Consider the following 24846-nt stretch of genomic DNA (forward strand, 5'->3'; position numbering starts at 1 on the left):
GGACTCAGCCGCCGCCGGCGGCGCTCAGTGTCCTCAGCCGCCGCTCGCGGCGCTCCAGGTGACGGCCTTGGTTTCCAGGTACTCGTCGAGTCCGGCTGCGCCCCATTCGCGTCCGAGTCCCGACTGCTTGTAGCCACCGAACGGAACGTGCGGGGTCACTCCTCCGCCGCCTCCGTTGATCGACACGAAACCGGTGCGGATGCGCTTGGCGATGCCGTAGGCGCGCGCCGGGTCGGCGGCGAACACGCTTCCCCCGAGGCCGAATTCGCTCTCGTTGGCGAGACGGACGGCGTGATCGTCGTCGTCGAACGGGATGATGACACCGACCGGGCCGAAGAACTCCTTCTGCGCGATGTCCATCGAGTTGTCGACGTCGACGAACAGGGTCGGTTCGACGAACCAGCCCTTGTCGAGTCCGGCGGGGCGACCCCCGCCGAAGGCGATCTTCGCGCCCTCCTCGACCCCGCGGGCGATGAGCTTCTCGACCTTGGTGCGCTGCGCCTCGCTGATGAGCGGGCCCATCATGACGCTCGGATCGGCGGGGTCGCCGACCGTGATGGTTCCCAGTCCCGCGGTCACGTAGGCGACGAGTTCGTCGTAGCGGGAACGGTGCACGAGGGTGCGGGTGAACAGCGAGCATCCCTGCCCGGAGTGGGTGACCATGTTGCCGATCACCGATTCGGCGACCTTCGCCAGATCGGCGTCCTCGCAGATGATGTTGGCCGACTTGCCGCCGAGTTCGAGGACGACCTTCTTCAGGGTGGGAGCGGCCTGTTCGTAGACCGCGCGGCCCACCGTGTCGGATCCGGTGAAACTCACCAGATCGACGTCGCGGCTGGTCGTGAGTTCGCGACCGGCCTCGGTGTCGCCCGTGACGATGTTCAGCACCCCCGGCGGGAGCCCGGCCTCCTCGGCGATCGTGCCGAGGATGAGTGCCTCGAGAGGCGTCGTGGGTGCCGGCTTGAGGACCGCGGTGCATCCGGCGGCGAGCGCGGGCGCGACCTTCATGATGTTGAGGAAGAGCGGGAAGTTGTACGCCGAGATCAAGGCGGCGACACCGGCCGGTTCGCGCAGCACGACACCCTGCCCGATGCCCTGACCGATGGTCGGGAGCACGGGCTTCTCGAATTCGAAGGACGGCAGGATGCGTTCGGCCATGTCGCGGAAGTGCTGCAGTGGGATACCCACCTGCAGGTACTCGGCGAGCGCCCGGGTGGAACCGGCCTCGGCGATGCTCAGGTCGACCAGTTCGGCGCGGCGCTTGTCGAGGGCATCGGCCATGCGCAGCATCACCTGGGCGCGTTCGTGCGGGGTCATGAGCGGCCACGGTCCCTCGTCGAACGCGCGCCGGGCGGCGGCGATCGCCCGGCGGACGTCGGAGACGGTGGCCTGCGGGGCGCGGCCGACGAGTTCGCCGTTGGCGGGATTGTGGACGTCGAGGATCTCGCCGCCGTCGCTGTCGACCCAGGCACCGTCGATGAACAGCCGGGAAAAGTCGTGTGTCACAGGTTTCTCCGTACTGGGCGGGAACTGCGTGCGCAGTTCAGATGGCCGGGGTGGCGGGACGATTGCGCACGTAGCCGCCGGCATCGACGCGCATCTGCATGCCCGTGATGTACCGCGACTCGTCGGAGAGCAGGAACAGCACCGTGTCGGTGACGTCCTCGGGTTCGACGTAGGGAACGTTCATCACGCTCATGACGGGGAAGACCGGCAGGGCGTCCTCGAGGGTGGGCGACTCGAGATCGGGCCGGAACTGCCGGTACATGATCTCGCTGTTGAGCATGTCGGTGTTGCAGTTCGTCGGGTGCACCGCGTTGACGCGAATCTTCTTCGGACCCACAACGACCGACAGGTCGTTGACGAACGACGAGATCATCCGCTTGGCCAGGGAGTAACCGAGTCCGCCCGTGCCGTTGGTGGGATTGTCGGTGGCGCCGGGGAGCAGGGCTGCGAGGCTGCCGGTGGCCACGATCGACCCGCCGTCGGCGAGGTGCGGAAGACTGGCCTCGACCGCGTTGACGACACCGACGAAGTCGACGGTGAAGGCGTCCATGAAGGCCTGCGGATCGTCGGTGCCCAAGGGGCAGATGCCCGCCTGGGCCACGACGCCGTCGAGCCGGCCGAATTCCTCGACACCGCGCTGCACGGCGTCGAACAGCGCCTGGCGGTCGCGGACGTCGGCAACGGTGGTGAGCAGTGTGCCGCCGGCCTCCTCGACGAGGCGGGTGGTCTCGGTGAGATCCTCCGGCGACGCCAGCGGGTAGGCGTTGGTCTTGATGTTGTCGCAGAGGTCGACGCCGATGATCTTCGCGCCTTCGCGCGCCAGACGCACTGCGTGAGTGCGTCCCTGACCGCGGGCGACGCCGGTGACGAAGACGACTTTGTCCTGCAAACGGCCCATGAGGGGTGTCCTTTGCTTCGGATCCGATGGGGAGGAGAGGTGTGAAGAAACGGACGAGATCGGTTGTCGTACAGACTGTTCACACAGGTAACGAGAGTTCAGGAGAGCGTGATGGCCCGTTCGGGGCAGGCGGCGACGCCGGCGCGCACCGCGGCGTCGACGGGTTCGGAGACCTCGCGGTCGAGCGGCAGGGCGTATCCGTTGTCGTCGATGTCGAAGACCTCGGGGGCGGCTTCCCAGCAGCGCGCGTGGCCGGAGCATTTGGCGGTGTCGATCGTAAGTCTCATGAAGCCCTGCTTTCGACGTGGACGAAAGAGACGAAGTACTGACGGTCGCGGCAGATCATGAGACCGAATCCCCCGATCGGTCTCACTGCCTGAGACTCATTGGACACACCGTAGCAACATCGGATGCGTAAGTCGAGACCTGGATCACACTTTTTACCAAGTTTACTATGTGGCCGATTACGTGTCCCGGACGAGTCGGGACGACCACCGTTAGGGTGAGGTGGTGCCGATGGACGACTCCGTGACGACCAGTGAGATGAGCCTGCGCGATCGCCTCGTCCGCGCCGCCGACGAGGAGATCCGGCACCGCGGCACCGTGTCCGTGAGCATGACCGCGGTCGCCGAACGCGCAGGTGTCTCCCGAGCGACGGCCTTCCGGCAGCTCGGCGGAGCCCAGGAAATGATCGTCCAGGTGGGGCTGCTCCGCGCCGAGCGTCATATCGAGCGCGCACTCGAACGATCGGCCGGCCAGGGCGACATCTTCGCCAAGATGGAAGACACGATGGCCTACAACGCCCGGGAACTCCCCGAGGACCCGGTGATCGTCGCTCTCATGGCCCAGCATTCAGTGTCGGCACGCCATCCCGACATCCTCGCCGTCACCTCGGCGGTCTCCGAGCCCCTGCTCCGCACCGGACAGGAGGCGGGACTCATCCGCACCGACATCCCACTGGAGGAACTGCTCGAATACCTCATCGAGCAGACCTATCTCGCGGCCGAGGACCCCAAACGGTCCGACGAGGCCGCACGGCTGCGTTTCCGCAGATATGTCGTGCCCGCCCTGCGTCCTCAGCCCTCCGAGGACGGTGGTGATGCCGCACGCGAGGACCTCGAGAAGGCCCTCGCGGCGGCCACCGAGGCACTCGCCGCCGCGAACCGCGCGGCACGCAGGTTGAGGCACGACGCCACCGAATGACGTGACGCTCCAGGGTGATCCTGACGTCACGGGGTGGCCGTGGACCGTATTACGTGACGGCCCCGGCGATCTTGAGTTCGATGAGCTTGTCGTCGTCGAACCCGAGTTCGCGCAGGATGTCGTCGGTGTGTTCGGCGAACTGGGGTGCCCGCGTCATCTTCACCGGCGCATTGTCGAACTTCACCGGGCTGGCCACGAGCTTCTGCGGCTTACCGTCGGCGTCGACCACCTCCACGATCCGCCCGTTCGCCACAAGCGCTTCGTCGTGGCCGAGATCCCAGCCGTCCTGCACCGGTGCCCACTGCCCGGTCAGGGACGCGAACACCTCGAGCCAGTCGTCGTAGTCGCGTTGCGCGATCGCGTCGGCGAACCAGCCGCCGATCTCCTCGGCGTGCTGGAAGATCGCCTCCATCGTCGCGAACCGCTCGTCGTCGACGAGGTGCTCGAGACCGAGAGCGGTGACGAATTCGTTCCAGTAGCGCGTGGGCTGGAGCATCGAGAACTGCAGCCAGCGCCCGTCGGCGGTGCGGTACGAGCCGCTGAGCGGATTGCCGGGCGCGGCGGTCGTCCGCTGCACCTTCGGCAGCGGACCACCGGTGAACAGCGAGAGGTTGACGGAGAACTGCGTGGCCCAGGCTCCCACCGCGAGCAGCGAGACGTCGACCTCCGACGGCTGCCCCGTCCGTTCCCGGCCGGCGATCGCGGCGGCGATCCCGCCGGCGATGGTCATGCCACCGATGTTGTCGCCGTACGCGCCCGACGGCATGAACGCCATGTGGTCGGCATCCGGCGGCATGACACCGTCGGCGCTTCCGCCGCGCGCCCAGAACGCCGTGGCGTCGTAGGCACCCTTGTCGGCGTCGGGACCCTCGGTGCCGAAACCGCTTCCGGTGACGTAGATGATCTTCGGGTTGATCGCCCGGACGTCCTCGAGGGTGATCGAGAGCTTCGCGCGCGGTCCGGGGAGGTAGTTCGTCAGGAAGACGTCGCTGCGCCGGATCAGTTCCTCGAGGACCGGTCGCGCCTCGGGGTTGGCGAGGTCGATCCCGATGCTGCGCTTGCTGCGGTTGGGTCCTTCCATGATCGGCGCGAACGACGATCCCGCCTTGCTCGCGTCGAGCCCGAGCACACGGACGAGTCCGCGCTGGGCGTCACCGTTCTCGGCGTGCTCGACCTTCACGATGTCGGCTCCCCAGTCGGCGAGCACTGCGCCCGCGGCGGGAACGAAGGTGAACTGTGCGACCTCGAGAATGCGGATGCCCTCCAAGGGACGGTCCATGACGACTCCTGAACTGGTCGGTTACGGATGTTCGGGATGTTCTTCGTTAGCGGGTCCGGAGGAGCATCGCGCCGGACGGCACGCCACCACCGGCGGTCACGACGGCGACCTTCGCGTCGGCGACCTGCACCCCGGGAGACTGTCCTCTCAGCTGCAGCACCGCCTCGCGGACGAAGCCGTAGCCGTGGGTGCGACCGGCCGACAACTGGCCGCCGTGCGGGTTGAGGGGCAGCACACCGTCGACGGAGATGCCCTTGCCGCCGTCGATGAAGTCGGCGGCACCACCGAATTCGCAGAAACCGAGACCTTCGAGCCACGACAGCGCGTTGAACGTGAAGCCGTCGTACAGCAGGGCCACGTCGACGTCGTCGGGTCGCAGATCCGTGCGGCTCCACAGATGTGCGGCCGGGCCGAGCGACTGCGGAAGGTGCGTGAGCGTGCCCTGATCCCAGGACAGGTTCTCCGTGATCTGGGTACCGACGGCCTCGACGAGCACGGGTTCGTGCCGCAGATCCGCGGCGGCGTCGATCGCGGAGACGACGACGGCGACCGCCCCGTCGACGGGGACGTCGCAGTCGTACAGCCCGAAGGGGGTCGAGACGACGCGGGCCGAGAGATAGTCGTCCATCGTGAGCGGATCCCGGTACACCGCTTCGGGATTGGCCGAGGCATGGTCGCGGGCCGTGACGGCGATCGCGCCCAGGGCGTCCTTGGCGTCGCCGTAACGACGGAAGTAGTGCGAGGCCTGGCACGCGATCCAGTTGGCGGCGGACACCGCGCCGAAGGGGTGCCGGAACTCGAGCATGCCCGAAGCCCTGCCGCTCCCGCCCGACCACTTCCCGGCCTTCATCAGTTCGGAGTGCGTCGACTCCCAGACGGTGCGGAAGCACAGCACGTGGCGGCACAGACCGGATGCGACGGCGAGCATCGCCGCGACGATCGAACCGTTCTGCCCCGGCAGGTCGCCGCCTCCGTTCACCCACACCGGGCGGATGCGGAGGGCCTGCTCGACCGGCATGATGCCGCCCTCGGAGATGCCTCCGGGGGCCGCGCCGGGATAGGTGGACAGGCCGTCGATGTCGGCGAGCGTGAGGCCGGCGTCCTCCACGGCCCGCAGGCACGCGTCGACGGTGAGGGTCAGCGGATCCACCATCAGGCGTCGGCCGACGGCGGACTGTCCGACACCGGTGATCGCGACCCGGTCCTCGAACCTGTCGGTGGAGACAGGGGTCCGGACATGCGCGCGCACGTCCTCGGGTTCCGGCAGCGGGCCGGGTTCGTCGCCGGCCTCGGGGTCGGGTTCGAACAGCGGCAACCAGATGTCGTCGGCGGCCTGTTCGAAGACGACCCGCACGCGGTCGCCCACCGCGACCTCACCCGGTTCGCATCCGACGATGTTCGTCGTGAGCCGGACGCTCGGGTCCTCCTCCAGCGCGACGATCGCGATGACGTAGGGCGGTGGTAGATCCGGAAGCCACGACTGGGCGTTGACGGTCGCGCCGACGACGACGGCGCGTCCCGAGACGGGCTGCAGCGAAATCTCGCGCGATGCGCACTCCGAGCACAGCACCGCGGTGGGATGCATGAGCTTTCCGCAGGCATCGCACTGTGCGACCCTCAGGACACCGTCGGCGCCGGAGGCCCAGAACCCCGCTGTGGTCAGGGTGGGTTGAGGCAACGGTCTTCGGGACGCTCCCACAGATAACCTCCCTGTCCGATCACCAAGTTAGACAACTTGGGGACGGATGCTAGCACCGACTATGACCCACGTCACCATTCGTTCCGAAGCTCGCGGGAAACCGCGTCGAACACTACCCAGACCGCATCGAGATATATAACCTAGTGCACAACCATCGGGGTGACAGCGCACGAAGGAGCAGGGCACGAACATGACCGAGAACCGAGGCGCACTCGAACCGGCCCTGCTGGAGTGGGTGTCCGAGACGGCCGGCGGAAACATCGTCGAGATCGACCGGCGACCGGGCGGCGGCCGCCGCGAGGCGTGGATCGTGGACGTCGAGACCGGCGACGGCACGATCCTTCCGCTCTTCCTGCGCTACGACCGGCTCGATCCTGCGCAACGCGGAGACCCGTTCACCCTGCACCGCGAAGCGCACTTCTACCGCGCCTTCGCCGATTCCCCGGTTCCGGTGCCCCGCATCGTCGGAGTCCACCCCACCGAACAGGCCATCCTGTCCGAGCGAGTTCCCGGGCAGGCCTGGTTCTCCCGGATCCGCGACGAGGACGAACGCGTGTCGGTGGCCTCCGATTTCATGCGCATCCTGGCCGAGATGCACCGCGTCGACCCGAACCGGTTGCAGCTGCCCGACCAGCATCCGGAGACGGGACTGCGACAGCTCGTCGCGCAGGAGATCGACACCTGGGAGACCGTCTACCGCGACGCCGGCGGGAAGGCCGATCCGCTGATCGAATTCGCACTGACCTGGGTGAAGCGGAACATCCCGGACGTCGACGGCCCCGTCGTCATCGTCCAGGGCGACACCGGTCCGGGGAACTTCCTCTACGAGAACGGCAGGGTCACCGCGGTTCTCGATCTCGAACTCGGTCATCTCGGCGACCCGCACGACGACCTCGCCTGGGTCACGACCCGCGCGGTCCAGGAGCCGTTCACCGACATCCACGATCGCTTCGCCGACTACGAACGCGCATCCGGGACCACGGTCGACCTCGATCGGGTGCGCTACTACCGGGTGCTTGCGGAACTGCGCATCGTGATCCTCGGCCAGGGGAACGCCGCCCATCCGGATCCGTTGGCCGAGGTGGGAAATGCGTTGCCGTACGGGCTCCTTCACCGCCGCCTGCTCGTCGAGGCCCTCGCCGACGTCCTCGGCATCGAACTCGACACCCCGAACGACGTCGAGGCGGAATCGACCGAGCGCGAATGGTTCTACGACGCCGCCCTCGAACAGATCCGGCACATCATCGTGCCGCGCAGCGAGGACGCCTTCGTCATCCAGCGCAGCAAGGGACTCGCTCGCATCCTGAAATATCTCCGCGACGCGGATCGGTACGCCGATCGCATCACCGAGCGCGATCTGGACGACCTCGAAACCGCACTGGGGTCGCGACCCGACACCGTCGTCGACGGCACCACCGTGCTGGTCGAACGGCACCTCGCCGGTGAGATCCCCATCGACGACGTCCTGACGGTGTTCGCCCGCCAGATCGCCGGTCGCACCCAGCAGTTGCGTTCGGCCATGGGCGTTCTCGCCGAACGACACTTCGACGTCCTGTAGGCACCGTGGAGACCCGAGCGATCCGCAGCCCGAAGGCCGCGGAAGTGGTGGCGCGGACCCTGCGCCGGATGATCGTCGAGGGAGCCCTCGTCGACGGTGATCATCTGCCGCACGAGGCAGAACTCATGGAGCACTTCGCGATCAGCCGGCCCACCCTGCGCGAGGCCGTCCGGGTACTCGAGGCCGAACGTCTCGTCGAGGTGCGGCGAGGTTCCCGGGCCGGAGCGCGGGTGCGGGTTCCCGGTTCGGAGGTCGTCGCGCGACCGGCATCGTTGTTGCTCGAATTGTCCGGCGCCACAGTCGCCGACGTGTTCGACGCTCTCGAGGCGGTGGAACCTCCCGCCGCACGTCTCCTCGCGATCACCGGGACCGAGGCGGCGTTCGACGAACTCGAGCGCTTCGTCGACGAGGAGATCCCCGCGGCGTTCACGACGCGCGATCTCGGTGTGGCGGCCGCACGGTTCCATCTCCGGATGGTGCAACTGTCCGGGAACGCGACGCTGGCGCTCGTCGCGGGGATGCTGCACGAGATCTTCGCCCGGCACACCGGTGAGGTGGCACGCGAACGCATGTCGCTCGCGAATCCGGATGCCGCGGAGAACTTCATGCTGCTCGTGCGGTCGCTGCGACGCCTGATCCGGTTGCTGCGCCTCCACGACGGCGACGGGGCGTTCGAGCACTGGCAACGGCACATGCACGCGTCCCGGCTGCTCACCCTCGAGGGGGATGCCGGCACCCCGGTGCGCGATCTCCTCGACTGATCAAGGGTGCGAGGCCGCCGTAGCGGACAGCGTGGTCTCGATGCGCGTGCCCTCGCCTCCCACCGCGAGCACGTCACCGAAGCCCTCGACCAGCGACTCGACGAGGACGGGCAGGTCGGGGACGGCAGCGGAGTCGGCGTTGATTCCGATGCAGCAGTGGTTCGTGTGCGACATCAGCGTGATGTTGACGGCCGAGCCGACGGTGGGAGCGAACGGGTAGTACCTCAGCACCTCCGCCCCGGCCATGTACAGCGGGATCGGGGAACCCGGGACGTTCGACGCGAGAAAGTCGATGTGCTCGAGGATTCCACCCAGCACACCGGCCGGGAGCACGTTCAGCACACCCGCGATGGCGGACGAGAGCGGCACGGCCGGTTCGTCCCGCCACGACCGGACGATCCGGTCCACCCGGTGCATCGACGCGACCGGATCCGCGATGTCGAGGGGAAGAGCGAACCGCGCCAGGGTGATCCTGTTGCCTCCGATCGCGTCGCCCTCACGCCGGAGACTGATCGGCAGCGTCGTCCTCAGTTCGGCGACCTGCGCGCCGTGCCGGGAATGGTAGTGCCTCAGCCCCAGCAGGATTCCGGCCAGGAAGGCGTCGTTGAGCGAGGAGTCCGCTGCCCGTCCGGCCCGTCGCAGCGCGTCGAGCGGCAGATCGAGGGCCGCGACCTCCCGAACCGTGCTGCGGCCGACCATCACCGGGGACAGTGTCGTGAACACCGGCTGCACGAACCGGGCCGTCGAACGGGCCGTGTCCACCACGCTGCGCAGCGCCGCGACCGGATTCGTCACCGACCGCAGACCGGAACGCACGAGCCACGGCACACCTCTCCCCATCATCTCGCCGGCCGTCGAGAGGTACCAGCCCACGGAATCGGCGAGGTCCGATGACGGAGCCGAGGTCGGCGGATCCTCGGGCAGTGGCCCGCGGTCGGTGCCGTCGCGCTCGAAGTCGACCATCTCGTTCGCGATCTGGATGCCGCCGATGCCGTCGGTGAGCGAGTGGTGCACCTTGAGGACGATCGCGGCGCGACCGTCGTCGAGGCCGTCGACGATCGTCGCCTCCCAGAGGGGACGGTCCTTGTCGAAGGCCGACATCGCCGCGGCGCGCACGAGCGGGAGCACGGCGTCCAGTCCCCCGGGATGCGGAAGCGCGATGCGCCGCAGATGCCAGGACAGATCGAAGTCGGGATCGTCCACCCATCGCGGTGGGGTCCGTCCGAACGGGGATTCGACGAGCTTACGGCGGAAGCTCGGCACCGCACGTGTTCCGCGCTCCATCATGCGGACGAAGCGCTCCTGGTCGGGTGACCGGTCGAGCAGCGCCACCGCGACGATCGTGGACCGCAGGACCGGATCCTTCTCCATCCGCCAGGACATCAGATCCGCCTGCGACATGTGCCGACCGTCCGCACCCATGCGCACCACCTCCCCCGCCTCCGGTTCTCCTCGCACGGTAACCGCCGCGATGTGCGGATACCGGCGATATCGGCCCGCGAACAGCACCGATGGGCCGGATCGAGGACCTTTCGCTCACGCTGACGCAAACCCTGGTCCCCCGCCGACGGATCGCACAGGATCGGTGACGACTTCGACGCCGTCGAAGTTCGCTCCCCTGTAGCCAGAACCGTGAGGAAGTCATGCCCCGTCTACGTCGTGCCGGATCGACGGCCATCATCGCGCTCCTTCTGACCGCGGTCGCGGCATGTAGCTCCGGTTCCTCGGGCGACGGCCTCGCTTCCGACAGTGCGCTGCCCACCGAGATCCCGGCGGGCACCAAGCTCGTCATCGCCGACCAGGGTGAGCGGCAGCTGTCCCTCCTCACCGGCTCCGGACAGCTCGACGCGCTGCCGTTCGAGCACGAGTTCGCGACCTTCCAGGGCGCACCCGCGATCCTCGAGGCCTTCCGCGCCGACGCGGTCGACGTCGCGTGGGCCGGCGAGATCATGACCGTCCAGTCGCTGGTCGCCGGTGACGACGTGCAGGTCGTCGCGGCCATGCAGACGAACAACAGCCTCAACATGGGCATCGCCCCGAACGCTTCGGACATCACGACGCTCGCGGACCTGAAGGGCAAGCGCATCGGCTACGCCGAGGGCACCTCGCAGCAGGCCTTCGTGCTCCGCGGCCTCGACAAGGCCGGCCTGTCGGTCGACGACGTCGAGCTCGTGTCGATGTCGCTGCCGGACTTCCCGGACGCACTGCGCTCCAACCAGATCGACGCCGCCCCGATGAGCGAGCCGGTCTTCTCCCGCTACATGCAGACCCCGGGCGCGACGTCGCTGCCGCGCCCCGAGATCGAGGACCTCAGCGAAGGCATCTCGTACCTCTACTCGAGCAAGAAGGCCCTGTCCGACCCGGCGACCGCCGCAGCGGTCCGCGCCTACGTCACCGCGTACATCACGTCCGTCGATTGGGCCAACAACAACCGCGACGCGTACATCGACACCTACTTCGTGAAGAGCCAGGGCCTGACGGCCGAGGACGGCGAGCGCATCCTCGACACCTCCGGGACCACCACCTTCCCGCACCTCGACGAGGAGCTCATCGCGACCCAGCAGCACACCATCGACGTGATCGATGCCGCCGGTGAACTGCCCAAGCCCGTCGACGCCGCCGACGCCTTCGACCTGCGCTTCGACGAGGTCGTCACCGAAGCGGTCGCCGAGACCGGCGCCTCCCACACCCGCAGCTGACCTTCCGAGGGGAAATCCGACATGACGAACCGCCAGCTCAACCTCAACGCCTTCATCTACCCGACCGGCCACCACGAGGCCTCGTGGCGCCATTCCGGCAGCGTGCCCGAGCGTCTCTACGACGTCACCTACTTCCAGGAGCTCGCCCGCCTCGCGGAGAGCGCGAAGCTCGACGCGGTCTTCTTCGCGGACGGTCCGGCCCTGCGCACCGAGGTGAAGTACCGTCCGGACTACGGCCTCGAACCGATCACCACGCTGGTCGCGATGGCCACGGTCACCACGCATCTCGGGCTGATCGCCACGGCGTCGACCACCTACTACGAGCCCTACAACCTCGCCCGGTTGTTCTCCTCGCTCGACCACATCTCCGGTGGCCGCGCCGCCTGGAACATCGTCACCACCGCCACCGACGCAGCGGCAGCGAACTTCGGGTACACCGAACACCCCGACGTGCACGAACGGTACGCCCGGGCACGCGAATTCGTCGACGCCGCGATCAAGCTGTGGGATTCGTGGGAGGACGACGCACTCGTCCTCGACAAGGCCGCCGGCGTCTACGCCGACCCGGACAAGATCCACCGCATCGACGTCGAGGGTGACTACGTCAAGGTGCGCGGCCCATTCGGTTCGACCCGCTCCCCGCAGGGACGACCGGTGCTCGTGCAGGCCGGTTCCTCCAACGACGGGCGCGATTTCGCGTCGACCTACGCCGAGGCGATCTTCACCGCGCACCAGCGCATCGAGGACGCCCAGGCCTTCTACACCGACATCAAGACCCGCGCAGCGGCATTCGGGCGCAACCCCGATCACGTGAAGATCCTTCCCGGCCTGAGCCCGTTCATCGGTGCGACCGAGGCCGAGGCGAAGGAACTGCAGCGCGAGTTCAACGAGCTGACCATCGTCGAATACGGCCTCGGGCAGCTCCAGAAGATGGGCCGCATCGACGTGTCCCGACTCGAGCTGGACGAGAAGGTGCCGGTCGAGTTGTTCGCCGGCGCAGGCGACATCACCGACAACAACAACAGCCGCCGCCTGGTCTTCGCGAAGATCGTCGAGCGCGAACAGCCGACCCTGCGTCAGCTGCTGCACAAGCTCGCCGGCGCACGCGGCCACAACGTCGTCGCGGGCACGCCGGTGCAGATCGCCGACATCATCGAGGAGTGGTTCACCAACGGTGCCGCGGACGGCTTCAACATCATGCCGCCGCAGTACCCGCAGGGCCTCGAGGCGTTCGCTTCCCAGGTGGTGCCGATCCTGCAGAAGCGCGGCCTGTTCCGGACCGAGTACACCGGCACCACGCTGCGCGACCACTACGGCCTGCCGCGTCCGGAGAGCCAGTACGCACGCGAGCTCGCGGCAGCCGGCGTCTGATCGAACCGACGAAAGGACTGGAGCCATGAGCGTCTCCGCCGTCGAACCCCGGCGTTTCGGCAGTGGCCTGGCCGGTGACGCCGACACCGACTAGAAGCCCGATCCCGGCGCGACGGCCGACCTGTCGCCGCGCACGACCCGCAGCCGCCTCGCCCCCGGCAAGCCGATCAGGTTCGGCCTGGCGATCGGCCCGGCGCTGCTGCTGGTGGCATGGATCGTCACCTCGGCCACCGGGGTGCTCGATCCGAAGACCCTCTCGGCGCCGTGGACGGTCGTCACCACCGCATGGGAACTGATCGGCGACGGGCGACTGCAGTCGAACCTGTGGACCTCCGTCCAGCGCGCCCTGATCGGCGGGGTCATCGGCGTCGCCCTCGGACTGGTGCTCGCCCTGGCCGCCGGCCTGTCGCGCATCGGCGAGGCGCTGATCGACGGTCCGGTGCAGATCAAGCGCTCCATCCCAACCCTGGCGTTGATGCCGCTGGCGATCCTGTGGTTCGGCATCGGCGAGGAGATGAAGATCCTGCTCATTGCCCTGTCGGTGTTCGTCCCCGTCTACATCAACACCTATTCGGCGCTGCGCGGCATCGACGCCCGCTACGTCGAACTGGCCGAGACGCTGGATCTGTCCCGCGCCCAGTTCGTCCGGCGCATCGCCCTGCCGGGGGCGCTGCCCGGTTTCTTCACCGGCCTGCGCCTGGCGGTGACCATCGCATGGCTCGCCCTGGTGGTCGTCGAGCAGGTCAATGCCTCGAGCGGCATCGGCTACCTGATGTACCAGGCCCGCAACTACGGCATGACCGAGATCATCATCGTCGGACTGGTGGTCTACGCGATCCTCGGATTCGGCAGCGACCTGCTGGTCCGTGCGGCAGAGAGGAAGGCGCTGGCATGGCGCAGGACGATCGGCAACTGACCGTACGCACCCGGGGCCTCAGCCGCGGCTTCGACGGCCGGGCGGTGCTGAACAACATCGACCTCGAGATCGCCCCCGGCGAGTTCGTGGCACTGCTCGGCCGCAGCGGCTCGGGCAAGAGCACCCTGTTGCGTGCCCTGGCCGAGCTCGACCACGGCGTGCCCGGTTCCGGCACCCTCGAAGTGCCGCAGAAACGGGCGGTGGTCTTCCAGGACTCGCGACTGCTGCCCTGGGCTCGGGTGCTCGACAACGTGATCCTCGGTCTCGACGGCGACGACGCCGCCGAACGCGGCCGCACCGCCCTGGCGGAGGTCGGGCTCGCCGGACGCGAGAAGGCCTGGCCCACCGAACTGTCCGGTGGCGAGCAGCAGCGGGTGTCGCTGGCGCGGTCGCTCGTGCGCGAACCCGAACTGCTGCTCGCCGACGAGCCGTTCGGTGCCCTCGACGCACTGACGAAGATCAGGATGCACGGACTGCTGCAGGAACTGTGCGCCAAGCACCGGCCCGCCGTACTGCTCGTCACCCACGACGTCGACGAGGCCATCGCTCTCGCCGACCGCGTGCTCGTGCTCGACCACGGCTCGTTCGCCGTCGAACTGACCATCGACCTGCCGCACCCGCGGGCCGATCACGTCGTCGAGATCGCGGAGTACCGCCGCACCCTGCTCGAGGCACTGGGAGTCGAGGTCTCCGTCTGAGCGACCCGCTCCGTAGCGACCGATGAGAGAGAATCGAATCGTCGCTCCGGAGTCGCCGACGGGAGATGCATCGTGTGTGGACGCTATGCCAGCACCAGTACCCGCGGGGATCTGCTCGCGGCCTACGACGCCGTCGAGGCCGTGGGTGAAGAACTGCCCCCGTCGTACAACATCGCCCCCACCCAGCGCGTGAACGTCGTCCTCGAGCGGGCGCCGCGCGAGGAACCGGACGCCGAACCGATCCGGATCGTGTCCTCGCAGATCAAATGGGGACTCGTGCCGTTCTGGGCGAAGGACCCGAAGATCGGGTCACGGATGATCAACGCCCGCTCCGAGACCATCACCCAGAAACCCGCCTTCAAGGCGGCCGCCGCGAAGCGTCGGTGCGTGCTGCCGGCCGACGGGTACTACGAGTGGATGAAGGGCGAGGACGGGAAGAAGATCCCGTTCTTCCTGCACGCGGACGGACCGATCTCCATGGCCGGGCTCTACGAGCTGTGGCCGGACCCGGAGTTGCCGGAGGACCATCCCGACCGCTGGTTGTGGACGTGCACCGTGCTCACCCGTCCCGCGACCGACGCCGCCGGGCACATCCACGAACGGTCGCCGGTGATCCTGCCCGACACCTTCGTCGATCCGTGGCTCGATCCCGAGCTGAACGACCGCGACGACGTCGACGCCCTGCTGAATTCGATTCCCGAACCGACCCTCGAACCGTACGAGGTGAGCACCGCGGTCAATTCGCCTCGGAACAACAATCCCGACCTGCTGCGACCTGTCGATTCGTGACATTCCGGCCGTATGGCATTCCCCACGTCGGACCGGAACGATTATCGGAATTGACTAAAGTTGCCGGGTGCGACAATCACGGCAGACTCCGATCGGTTCGACGACGCCTCCGTTCCTCACCGGACATCGCGGTACCGCCGTCGCGGTGATCGCGTCGCTCGTCTCCGTGGGTGTGCTCGTCGCGATCCTCGTCCGGAGCGAACTCATCGACTTCCTGGTCTACCGGATGGGCGCCCGGGTCCTGCTCGACGGCGCCGACATCTACGGGCAGATGCCTCCGGTGACCGACGACTTCGCGTTGCCGTTCACCTACCCGCCGCTGTCGGCGATGCTCTTCGCTCCCCTGGCGCTGATCCCCGTGACGTTCGGCAAGATCGTCTTCACCCTCGTCTCGGTCGCCGCGCTCGTCGTCACCCTGCGGGTCGTGCTGGACCGGCTCCGTCCGGACTTCGAGGCGCGGACGGCGTGGATCGTCACGGCGGTCGCGGTCGCCGGAGCACTGTTGCTCGAACCCGTGCGTGAGACCATCTCGTTCGGGCAGATCAACCTCGTCCTGATGGCGCTCGTCGCCCTCGACGTCCTGGTGAAGACCCCGAAGTGGCCGCGCGGAATGCTGATCGGACTGGCCGCCGCCGTGAAGCTCACGCCCATCGCGTTCCTGCTGCTGTTCCTGCTGCGACGCGACCGGCGGACCAGCGCCACCATCCTCGCGTCGACCTTCGGGTTCACCGCCCTCGCGTTCGCCGTGATGCCCGCGACCTCCGCGAAGTACTGGCTGGACACCCTGCCCGACACCGGCCGGATCGGCGCGGCGTACTTCGCCACCAACCAGTCCTTCAAGGCCGTGATCTCCCGCTTCGGACCGCCCGAACTCATGGGCTCCGTGCTGTGGCTGCTCGCCGTCGCGGTGATGCTGCTGGTCGCGGTGGTGGCTATCCGCCGTGCCCTCGAGCAGGGCGATCTCGTGCTCGCGCTGTTCGCGAACGCGACGGCCGTGCTGCTGGCGTCGCCGGTGTCGTGGTCGCACCACTGGGTGTGGGTCGCGCCGGCACTACTGGCCCTCGGGCTCGCGGCGTGGCGCGTACCCGATGCGCAGAGGCTCACGGCGATCGCTGCCGGCGTCGCGCTCGTCTTCCTGATCGGCCCGCACCATCTGTTCCCCACGGGTGGCGATCTCGAACTCGGCTGGGCCGCATGGCAGCACCTGCTCGGCACGCTCTACGTCACGGGCGGATTCGGATTCCTGCTCTGGCTCGCCTTCGGTCGTCTCCCGCGTCCGGAAGCCGTGTCGCCGGAACCGCTTCCGGACGCGGAGACGTCGAGGTAGTCGCTTTCTTCCGCCGTCAGGCGGTGACGTCGACGACCACCCGGCCGCGCACCTTGCCCGCCAGGATCTCCTCGGCGAGTCGCGGGACGTCCGAGAGCGGTTCGACGCGCGACAGCGAATCCAGGGTGCTCGCAGGCAGATCGCGGGCGAGACGATCCCACGCCGAGCGGCGCAGCGGAGCCGGCGCCATCACCGAGTCGACGCCCAGCAACGCGACGCCGCGCAGGATGTGCGGCATCACCGTGGCATCGGGCATCGACGGCGACTCCGTGAGACCGCACGCGGCGACCGCACCGCCGTAGCGGATCTGCGACAACACGTTCACGAGCGTCGAACCGCCCACCGCGTCCACCGCGGCATCCCAGCGTTCCTTGCCCAGGGGCCGGCCCTTGCCCTGCAGTTCGGCGCGGTCGACGAACGACGACGCACCGAGTTCGCTCAGGAAGTCGTGGGTCTCGGGACGGCCGGTCGCGGCGACGACCGTGTGTCCCGCGGCAGCGGCGAGTGCGACGGCGATCGACCCGACCCCACCGGCCGCGCCGGTGACGAGCAGTTCCGCGTCGGATGCGATCCCGTACCGCTCGAGCGCGTCGAGGCACAGGGCGGACGTGTAACCGGCGGTGCCGATGGCCATGGCGTCGCGGGTGGAGAAGGCGTCGGGGATGCGCACGAGCCATTCGGGCTTCACGCGCTGGCGCCGGGTGTACCCGCCCGACTGGGTCTCGGACAGACCCCAGCCGTTGACGACGACGCGGTCGCCGGGCTTCCAGTCGGGGTTGCTGCTCTCGAGAACGGTCCCGGCGAGGTCGGCGCCGGCGACCAGCGGGGTGCGTCGCGCCATCTTCTGCGGCCCCGCGATCACGAGACCGTCCTTGTAGTTCAGCGAGGAGTACTCGACCTCGACGAGGACGTCGTGGTCGGGAAGGTCGGTGTCGGTCAGTTCGCGGAACTGTGCCACCTGGCCGTCGTCGGTGTCGTCGACGACCAGGGCACGGAAGGAGGACGGCTGTGTCATGGATCCGATCCTGACAGGCCGTCCTCCTCGCTGCAGCCGAAAGCGGTCAGGCCGCGTGCGCGCGGAACCGTCGCAGTCGCAGGCTGTTGGAGACCACGAACACCGACGAGAAGGCCATCGCGGCACCGGCGAGCATCGGGTTCAGCAGGCCCGCGGCCGCCAGTGGCAGTGCCGCGACGTTGTACGCGAACGCCCAGAACAGGTTGCCCTTGATCGTCGTCAACGTGCGGCGCGACAACCGGATGGCGTCGACCGCGACCATCAGGTCGCCGCGGACCAACGTCAGGTCGCTCGCCTCGATCGCGACGTCTGTGCCGGTGCCCATCGCCAGCCCCAGGTCGGCGCGGGCGAGCGCCGCGGCGTCGTTGACACCGTCGCCGACCATCGCGACCACCGCGCCTTCGCGCTGGAGTCGCTCGACCACGTCGACCTTGTCGGTGGGCAGCACGTCGGCGATCACGTCGGCCTCGTCGATGCCGACCTCGGCCGCCACGGTGTGCGCGACGGCGGCGTTGTCGCCGGTGAGCAGGATCGGACGCAGGCCGAGTTCCCGCAGTTCGGCGACGGCCTTCGCGGAGGTCGGCTTGACCGCGTCCGCCACGACGACGATGCCGCGGGCCTTACCGTCCCAGCCGACGGCGATGGCCGTGCCACCGGACTTCTGGGCCTGCTCGAACGCCTGCTGCAACGTCTCGGAGAGATGCTGCGACCAGTCGGCCAGCAGCTTCGGGCGTCCCACCAGCACCGCGCGGCTCGTGTCACCATCGACGAGCACTCCCTGGACACCGAGACCCTCGACGTTCGTGAAGTCCTCGACCTGGGGCAGGCCGCCGAACCTGTCTGCAGCCGCGTCGCTGACGGCACGGGCGATGGGGTGTTCCGACGCCGACTCGAGTGCCCCGGCGTACCGCAGCACGTCGTCGGCGTTCTCCCCGTCGTCGGCGACGACCTCGCGCAGGGTCATCCGGCCGGTGGTGACCGTGCCGGTCTTGTCGAGAACCACGGTGTCGACCGAGCGGGTCGACTCGAGGACCTCGGGTCCCTTGATGAGGATGCCGAGCTGGGCGCCGCGACCGGTGCCGACCATCAGCGCGGTCGGGGTGGCCAGGCCGAGGGCACACGGGCAGGCGATGATGAGCACCGCGACCGCCGCGGTGAAGGCCGCCGCGGGCCCGTTGCCGGTGCCGAGCCAGAAACCGAGTGTGCCGGCGGCGATCAGCAGGACGATCGGCACGAAGATGCCGGAGATCCGATCGGCCAGACGCTGCACCTGGGCCTTGCCGTTCTGGGCGTCCTCCACCAGCTTCGCCATCTGCGCGAGCTGGGTGTCGGAGCCGACGCGGGTCGCGCGCACCACGAGTCGTCCACCGACGTCGACCGTGCCGCCGACGACACTGTCTCCCACACCGACCTCGACGGGAACGGATTCACCGGTCAGCATCGACGCGTCGACCGCCGACGTGCCCCGTTCGATCACACCGTCGGTGGCGATCTTCTCACCCGGCCGCACGACGAACAGATCCCCGACCGCCAACTGCTCCACCGGAACCCGGGTCTCGGTGGTCCCGTCGGGTCCGAGGACCGCGACGTCCTTCGCGCCGAGTTCGAGCAGGGCACGCAGGGCGGCGCCGGCGCGGCGCTTCGATCGTTGCTCGAAGTAGCGTCCGGCGAGGATGAACGTCGTGACACCGGCCGCGGCCTCGAGATAGATGTTGCCGCTGCCGTCGCCCCGCGCGATGGTGAACTCGAACGGGTGGACCATCCCCGGTTCACCCGCCGTGCCCCAGAACAGGGCGTAGACCGACCACCCCAGGGCGGCAAGGGTTCCCAGCGACACGAGGGTGTCCATGGTGGACGTGCCGTGGCGCAGGTTGATCCATGCTGCCCGGTGGAACGGCCAGGCCCCCCACACCACGACCGGCGCGGCGAGGGTGAGCGAGAGCCACTGCCAGTTGGTGAACTGCAGGGCGGGGATCATCGCCATCGCGATCACCGGCACCGTCAGGATCGCCGAGACGACGAGCCGGTGGCGAAGCGCCGCAACAGGATCGGCTTCAGGCACGTCATCGGACCGGTCCGCCGCCTGAGCGGGTGGTGGCGGCAGTGCGGCACCGTAGCCGGCCTGTTCGACGACCGTGACGAGTTGCTCGGGTGTCATGTCGTCGGGGTAGGTGACCTTCGCCTTCTCGGTGGCGTAGTTGACGGTCGCGGTGACGCCGTCGAGCTTGTTGAGTTTGCGCTCGATGCGATTGGCGCAGGATGCGCAGGTCATGCCGGTGATGGCGAGTTCGATCGATTCGGCGGCGACCGGCTGACTCTGCGTGGTCATGTGTGTCTCCTCGAAAAAGGGCCGTCAGCGGCCGGAATGGCTGTGGTCACCGTGTGTGCCGGACCCCGGTTGCACCTCGCCGGCGCCTCCGGCGGTGAGGGTGAACGCCGCGGTGCGAACCACTCCGTCGTGCTGGAAGTCGAGATAGAGGTGATAGGTGCCGGCACTCGGGACGGAGGTGTGGAAGACGACCTCGGGACCGGGTCGAGTGGTGCCGTCGCCGGGTGTCCCGTCCGGGTGGACATGGAGATAGGCGAGGTCGCCGCCGCGCAGTGCCACCAGGTGTCCGTAGGCACCGAGATAGGGCTGCAGGTCGGTGACCGGCTGTCCGTCCTTGCTCACGGTGAGGGTGAGCATCGCGTCGTTACCCGACGACAGGTCGCCGTCGAGGGCGACCTCGTAGCCGTCGACGGTCGCGGTGCGGTTGTCGGCTTCCGGTGCGGCAGGGACGAATTCGCCTGCCACCGCGAGGTCGGTGCCCAACGTGAGCGGCTCTCCCCCGGTGGGCGTGAAGTCGGTGAAGACCCGCCACGTGCCGGGCGTGAGGTCGACGTCGACGGACCAGATGCCGGTGATCTCGTCGAGCACGGGATGGACGTGCTGGAAGCCGGTGAAGTCGCGGCGCACGGCGATCAGGTGCAGCTCTTTGTCGTGGGTGACGTCGAAGTCGGTCACCGGCATACCGTCGGGACCGTTGATCGCGAATGTCAGGTTCCTGCCCTCACCCGACTCGAGGTTCGTCTCGGCGAGTGCGAGGGCATAGCCGTTCCGATACGTCATCAGACCTCCCGGGATGTCTTCCACAGCAGGTGTTTCCGCGGCAGGTGTTTCCGCGGCACTGCCGGTGGCGGTGTCCTCACCGTGACCGGCGTCGTGGGCGCTCGCGGTCGGATCCTCGGTCTGCTCCTCCACCGGACCGACGGTCGCGCCGACGAGCAGCGCGATACCGAAGACCGCGGCTACGGCGGCGACGAAGCCGGTGAGCTTGGCCGGGGTGTTCATGCGAGGCTGTAGCCGGCCTCCTCGACGGCGGCCGCGACGGCGGCATCGTCGAGGGACTCGGCGCTCGTGACGGTGACGGCACCGGTGGCCAGATCGACCTCGACGTTCTCGACGCCCGGGATCTCCTGGACCTCCTCGGTGACCGACGCGACGCAGTGCTGGCAGGTCATGCCGGTGACGGTGTAGGTGCTGGTCTGGCTCATGGGAACTCCTCGGATACGGGTCGTGAACGGGTCGGGACGATCAGGAGCGGACGAGGCGCGCGATGGCGTCGCTGGCTTCCTTCAACTTGAGGTCGGCCTCGTCGCCGCCGGTGCGCACGGCACCGGCCACGCAGTGCGCCATGTGCTCGTCGAGCAGGCCGAGCGCGACGGCCTCGAGGGCCTTCTTCATCGCCGCGATCTGCGTAAGGATGTCGATGCAGTACTTCTCTTCCTCGACCATCCGCTGCAGGCCGCGGGCCTGCCCCTCGATGCGACGCAGTCGCTTGAGGTAGTCGGCCTTGGTGTTGTTGGCGATGTAGCTGTGCTGATGTGCGTCGTCGTGGGCGACGGCATCGGTGTGCACGGTCTCGCTCGGGGTATTCGGCATCGGAGTCGTCCTTGTCGCGTCGGTCGTCCTGCCGGATACCATACCCCCCTAGGGTATTTACGGCAACCGACGGGATGCTCAGACTATTTGCGCAGGTAGAGGTGCATGACACCGCGATGGACACAAGAATCGGCCCCACATTCCTCGAGAATGCGGGGCCGATCCGAAGAGGTTCCGCAGGCCGGTGGACGACACGCCCGAGCGCCTCACGAGGCGGTCGAGCGCCTCGTCGATTCGTCGCGAGACGTCACGGCACGTGCATCATCTTCCCGGCGAGGGTGAACAACCGGCGGGAGAGCCGGATGACGGGGATGCCCAGTGGGATCAGCAGGATCGTCACGCACAACACTGCACCCAGGAGCATCACCACAGCGGCGACGATCCCCAGAACGGTGCCGAGCAGGGCGGTGAGAAGTCCGAGCACGACATCCAACAGGCCACTCAGAGCACGCATGACGACCTCCTGCCCCCCATCTCCCATTATGCGCCGGTCGCGGGCGTTCACTTCCTCCAGAACAGGTGATGCACCACCCCGCTCGCGCTCGGCACGACCTCGAGGTGGAAACGGTCCCGTAGCTCGTCCGGGGATTCCCAGAGCTTCAGACCGGTGCCGTACCGCACCGGCGACACCACGACGTGCATGGTGTCCACCAGATCGGCGTCGAGGAACTCGCGGATGACGGAGACGCCGCCTCCGAGGCGAACGTCCTTGCCCTGCGCCGCGACGCGGGCCTGTTCGAGCACCGCAGCCGGTTCGCCGTTCACGAAGTGGAAGGTGGTGTCGGAGAGTGTGAAGGACGGACGTTCGTGATGGGTCAGCACGAACACCGGGGTATGGAACGGCGGCTCGTCACCCCACCAGCCCTGCCACTCGTGGTCCTCCCATGGACCCCGCTGAGGACCGAACTTGTTGCGTCCCATGATCTCCGCACCGATATTGCAGGAGAAGTCCCGGATGAAGTAGTCGTCGAGCCCGCGGCTCCCGCCGGGTTCGGTGCGCAGGTGCCAACTCGCCGTGGCGCCGGCCCACTCGAACATCGGACCCGGATCCAGACCGAAGGGACTCTCGAAGCTCTGGTCCTCCCTCGCGCCGATACCGTCGCTCGACACCGAAAAGTTCTGTACTCGCAGCAATTGGGCCACTCTCTTCTCCTCACATCCCGATCGATCGGTACGAAGAGGAAGACCCCGCGAACCACGCGAAGTCATCGGCCGCTGCCCGGATCACGCAGACGGTTCCGGAGCCGTCCGGGCGAGGAGCACGAGAGCGACTGCACCGACCGCGGTGACGGCCAGGGCGACCGGGGCCAGACGGTCGACACCGGAACCGACCACCACGCCCCCGAGAGCGGCACCGGCGGCGACACCGAGGTTGAAGGTCGCGACCACGACCCCGCCGGCGGTCGTGCGAAATCGCGCGGATGCCAGTCGGAGGACCCGGACCTGCATCGCGGGCGGGAACACCCCGGAGACGAGTCCCCACAGCACGATCGCGAGCACGAACAACACCGGCACGGTCGGCGCGACGGCCACGATGACGAAGGCCGTGAGCAGGACGAGGACCGTGGCGGGAACGGTTGCTCTCGGCCAGCGATCCGACAGCCATCCCGAGACGGTGACACCGACAGCGCCGGCCGCTCCGAACACCGCCAGGACGATCGCCAGCGATCCGGATCCGAACCGGGCCGCGTCGGTGACGATCATCGAGATGTAGGTGAACACCACGAAATGTCCCAGGAGCACCAGTGTTCCTGCCAGTGCCGTGCCCGTCGACGCGATCGCGCTGCGGTCCCAGCCCGAGCCCGAGGTGCGCTCGTCCGCCCCGAAGCTCCCCTCACTCCCGGTGGTCCTCCCGGGGTCGGTGAGAATCAGTGCCAGGGCGATCGCGGTGACCGCCAGAACCGCCGATGCCCTACCGAAGACACCGCGCCAGCCCACGATGTCGACCAGCGCCGCCCCGATCGGAAGGCCCACCAGTCCCGCGACGGCCGGACCCGCGAGCACGATCGCCAAGGCCCTCCCGATCCGGTCGGGGTGCACGATCTCGGAGACGTACACGACGATCACCGCCCAGAACACACCGTGCGCGGCCGCGGAGACGATCCGGCCGGCGAGGGCGATCTCGAAGGTGGGAGCGAGCGACGTCGCCAGCACCGCGGCGGCCACCACGGCGAGCGCGGCCGGGAGCAACCGGGTGCGGCGGACGTTCCGCGTGACCCGGACGAGCGGCATGCTGGTCACGGCGATCGTGAGCGCCCACGCGGTGACCAGACCTCCCACGACGGCAGGCTCGACACCCAGGCCACGTCCGATCTGCGGGAGAAGTCCGGACGGGAGCATCTCCACGGTCACCGTCGCGAACGTCGAGAAGGACAGGGCGATCAGCGTCGCCCACGGAAGTGCGTGGCCGGTCGAAGAAGCGTTCGACGTCGTCGTCGCCGTGGGAATTCTCGCCGGTTCACGAGCGTCGGTATCGGTCATGGCACCATGCTGAACGTTGACATCGGTGTCAAGGTCAAGCCCGAAACGGGGAGAGTCATGCGAATCGGCGAGCTGTCCCGGCGAACCGGCCTCAGCACCCGGATGCTGCGGTACTACGAACAGGAAGGCCTGATCCATCCCGAACGGGGTGCGAACGGTTACCGCGACTACACCGACGACGACGTGGCACGCGCGAAACTGATCCGCGACCTCGTCGGCTCGGGCGTGCCCACGCGTCTGGTCTCGATCGTCCTCGAGCAGCGCGACGACCGGGAAGGCACGTGGACGAGCAAGTGCGACAGGAATTTCGCCGCTCGTCTCGTCGGCGAGATCGAGGATCTCGACGGCCGGATCGCGTGCCTGACGCGTAGTCGCGACGCCCTCGGCGAGTTGCTGCGCCTCACTCTGACGCACGTGGGGTCGCGCGAGGCGAGCGTCTGAACGCGGGGTCTTCCCGAGGTCCGACGACAGCCGTCCGGCCCGCTGACACCGCGCGTGCCGACTGGTATTTTCATGGCCAGTGATCAGCACCGTGTATCCGTGAGACAGAGGTCCCGCGCCGTCCGCGAACCGCGCCTGCAGGCGGCGGTGATTCCGTGTGCCCCGAGAGGGAACCCGCGCCAGGGTTCCCCGATCCCGTCGTGCATCGGAATCGACTCTCGGAGTTCACATGTTCACCCCATCGCTTCCCTCGTCCCCGTCGCCGACCGTTCATCGATCCGAC

General features: G+C 68.2%; 24 protein-coding genes. 10 read left to right on the forward strand and 14 right to left on the reverse strand.

What is annotated here, in order from left to right; all coding sequences use genetic code 11:
- Nucleotides 1-33 precede the first annotated feature (33 nt).
- From B9C99_RS02590 to B9C99_RS02600, 3 genes are all read right to left on the reverse strand, one after another.
- Complete coding sequence (locus B9C99_RS02590; RefSeq protein ID WP_088896880.1) at nt 34-1506, reverse strand: aldehyde dehydrogenase family protein; 1473 nt, start codon at nt 1504-1506, stop codon at nt 34-36.
- 37 nt (nt 1507-1543) lie between these two features.
- The gene (locus tag B9C99_RS02595) at nt 1544-2404 is read right to left on the reverse strand and encodes a mycofactocin-coupled SDR family oxidoreductase (protein WP_016691129.1); all 861 of its coding nucleotides are present in this window, start codon (nt 2402-2404) and stop codon (nt 1544-1546) included.
- Between the two features lie 98 nt (nt 2405-2502).
- Entirely contained in the window at nt 2503-2691 is a 189-nt protein-coding gene (locus tag B9C99_RS02600; protein ID WP_016691128.1) for a ferredoxin, read from the reverse strand.
- A 229-nt stretch (nt 2692-2920) separates the two neighbouring features.
- On the opposite strand from B9C99_RS02600, the gene B9C99_RS02605 reads away from it, so the two are divergent.
- Nucleotides 2921-3607 carry a TetR/AcrR family transcriptional regulator gene (locus B9C99_RS02605; protein ID WP_016691127.1) on the forward strand — a complete coding sequence of 229 codons (687 nt, stop codon included), beginning with the start codon at nt 2921-2923 and terminating at the stop codon, nt 3605-3607.
- Nucleotides 3608-3656: 49 nt separating this feature from the next.
- On the opposite strand, the gene B9C99_RS02610 is transcribed toward B9C99_RS02605, so the two are convergent.
- Nucleotides 3657-4886 carry a CaiB/BaiF CoA-transferase family protein gene (locus B9C99_RS02610; protein ID WP_016691126.1) on the reverse strand — a complete coding sequence of 410 codons (1230 nt, stop codon included), beginning with the start codon at nt 4884-4886 and terminating at the stop codon, nt 3657-3659.
- A gap of 46 nt (nt 4887-4932) precedes the next feature.
- Nucleotides 4933-6585 carry an OB-fold domain-containing protein gene (locus B9C99_RS02615; protein WP_088896882.1) on the reverse strand — a complete coding sequence of 551 codons (1653 nt, stop codon included), beginning with the start codon at nt 6583-6585 and terminating at the stop codon, nt 4933-4935.
- A 190-nt stretch (nt 6586-6775) separates the two neighbouring features.
- Here B9C99_RS02615 and B9C99_RS02620 point away from each other — a divergent pair, with 190 nt between their 5' ends.
- Nucleotides 6776-8143: a phosphotransferase family protein gene (locus B9C99_RS02620; RefSeq protein WP_088896883.1), complete on the forward strand. Its 1368-nt coding sequence runs from the start codon at nt 6776-6778 to the stop codon at nt 8141-8143.
- 5 nt (nt 8144-8148) lie between these two features.
- Nucleotides 8149-8904, forward strand: coding sequence for a GntR family transcriptional regulator (locus tag B9C99_RS02625; RefSeq protein ID WP_016691123.1), 756 nt, complete (start codon nt 8149-8151; stop codon nt 8902-8904).
- On the opposite strand, the gene B9C99_RS02630 is transcribed toward B9C99_RS02625, so the two are convergent.
- Nucleotides 8905-10326 (reverse strand): wax ester/triacylglycerol synthase domain-containing protein, encoded by a 1422-nt coding sequence (locus tag B9C99_RS02630; RefSeq protein WP_037189686.1) that lies wholly within the window; start codon nt 10324-10326, stop codon nt 8905-8907.
- Nucleotides 10327-10547: 221 nt separating this feature from the next.
- On the opposite strand from B9C99_RS02630, the gene B9C99_RS02635 reads away from it, so the two are divergent.
- The 6 genes from B9C99_RS02635 (at nt 10548) to B9C99_RS02660 (ending at nt 16704) form a co-directional block, all read left to right on the forward strand.
- Complete coding sequence (locus B9C99_RS02635; protein ID WP_016691121.1) at nt 10548-11603, forward strand: ABC transporter substrate-binding protein; 1056 nt, start codon at nt 10548-10550, stop codon at nt 11601-11603.
- 21 nt (nt 11604-11624) lie between these two features.
- Entirely contained in the window at nt 11625-12974 is a 1350-nt protein-coding gene (locus tag B9C99_RS02640) for an LLM class flavin-dependent oxidoreductase (RefSeq protein WP_088896884.1), read from the forward strand.
- A 121-nt stretch (nt 12975-13095) separates the two neighbouring features.
- Complete coding sequence (locus tag B9C99_RS02645) at nt 13096-13890, forward strand: ABC transporter permease (RefSeq protein WP_088896885.1); 795 nt, start codon at nt 13096-13098, stop codon at nt 13888-13890.
- On the forward strand, nt 13866-14588 hold the full coding sequence (locus B9C99_RS02650; protein ID WP_085468680.1) for an ABC transporter ATP-binding protein: 723 nt from the start codon (nt 13866-13868) through the stop codon (nt 14586-14588). The genes B9C99_RS02645 and B9C99_RS02650 overlap by 25 nt, the downstream gene beginning before the upstream one ends.
- Before the next feature lie 72 nt (nt 14589-14660).
- On the forward strand, nt 14661-15377 hold the full coding sequence (locus tag B9C99_RS02655; RefSeq protein ID WP_016691117.1) for an SOS response-associated peptidase: 717 nt from the start codon (nt 14661-14663) through the stop codon (nt 15375-15377).
- Nucleotides 15378-15444: 67 nt separating this feature from the next.
- The gene (locus tag B9C99_RS02660; protein WP_016691116.1) at nt 15445-16704 is read left to right on the forward strand and encodes a glycosyltransferase 87 family protein; all 1260 of its coding nucleotides are present in this window, start codon (nt 15445-15447) and stop codon (nt 16702-16704) included.
- A 16-nt stretch (nt 16705-16720) separates the two neighbouring features.
- Here the strand turns inward: B9C99_RS02660 and B9C99_RS02665 are convergent, their stop codons facing one another.
- The 8 genes from B9C99_RS02665 to B9C99_RS02700 form a co-directional block, all read right to left on the reverse strand.
- Nucleotides 16721-17719, reverse strand: coding sequence for an MDR family oxidoreductase (locus B9C99_RS02665; protein ID WP_088896886.1), 999 nt, complete (start codon nt 17717-17719; stop codon nt 16721-16723).
- 46 nt (nt 17720-17765) lie between these two features.
- Complete coding sequence (locus B9C99_RS02670) at nt 17766-20048, reverse strand: cation-translocating P-type ATPase (protein WP_016691114.1); 2283 nt, start codon at nt 20046-20048, stop codon at nt 17766-17768.
- Between the two features lie 24 nt (nt 20049-20072).
- On the reverse strand, nt 20073-21050 hold the full coding sequence (locus B9C99_RS02675; protein ID WP_016691113.1) for a hypothetical protein: 978 nt from the start codon (nt 21048-21050) through the stop codon (nt 20073-20075).
- Complete coding sequence (locus tag B9C99_RS02680; RefSeq protein WP_016691112.1) at nt 21047-21253, reverse strand: heavy-metal-associated domain-containing protein; 207 nt, start codon at nt 21251-21253, stop codon at nt 21047-21049. Before B9C99_RS02680 ends, B9C99_RS02675 begins: the two co-directional genes overlap by 4 nt.
- Nucleotides 21254-21293: 40 nt before the next feature.
- On the reverse strand, nt 21294-21641 hold the full coding sequence (locus tag B9C99_RS02685) for a metal-sensitive transcriptional regulator (protein WP_016691111.1): 348 nt from the start codon (nt 21639-21641) through the stop codon (nt 21294-21296).
- Between the two features lie 247 nt (nt 21642-21888).
- The gene (locus B9C99_RS02690) at nt 21889-22095 is read right to left on the reverse strand and encodes a hypothetical protein (protein ID WP_006553307.1); all 207 of its coding nucleotides are present in this window, start codon (nt 22093-22095) and stop codon (nt 21889-21891) included.
- A 47-nt stretch (nt 22096-22142) separates the two neighbouring features.
- A complete protein-coding gene (locus tag B9C99_RS02695) occupies nt 22143-22784 on the reverse strand; it encodes a dihydrofolate reductase family protein (RefSeq protein WP_026060928.1) in 642 nt (213 codons plus the stop codon).
- Nucleotides 22785-22865: 81 nt separating this feature from the next.
- Entirely contained in the window at nt 22866-24122 is a 1257-nt protein-coding gene (locus B9C99_RS02700; protein ID WP_016691109.1) for an MFS transporter, read from the reverse strand.
- 57 nt (nt 24123-24179) lie between these two features.
- Between B9C99_RS02700 and B9C99_RS25540 the strand changes: the two genes are divergently transcribed.
- Nucleotides 24180-24563, forward strand: coding sequence for a MerR family transcriptional regulator (locus B9C99_RS25540; RefSeq protein ID WP_143543538.1), 384 nt, complete (start codon nt 24180-24182; stop codon nt 24561-24563).
- Nucleotides 24564-24846 lie beyond the last annotated feature (283 nt).

The organism is Rhodococcus sp. BUPNP1 (assembly GCF_002215235.1).
In the GTDB taxonomy this organism is placed as follows: Bacteria; Actinomycetota; Actinomycetes; order Mycobacteriales; family Mycobacteriaceae; genus Rhodococcus.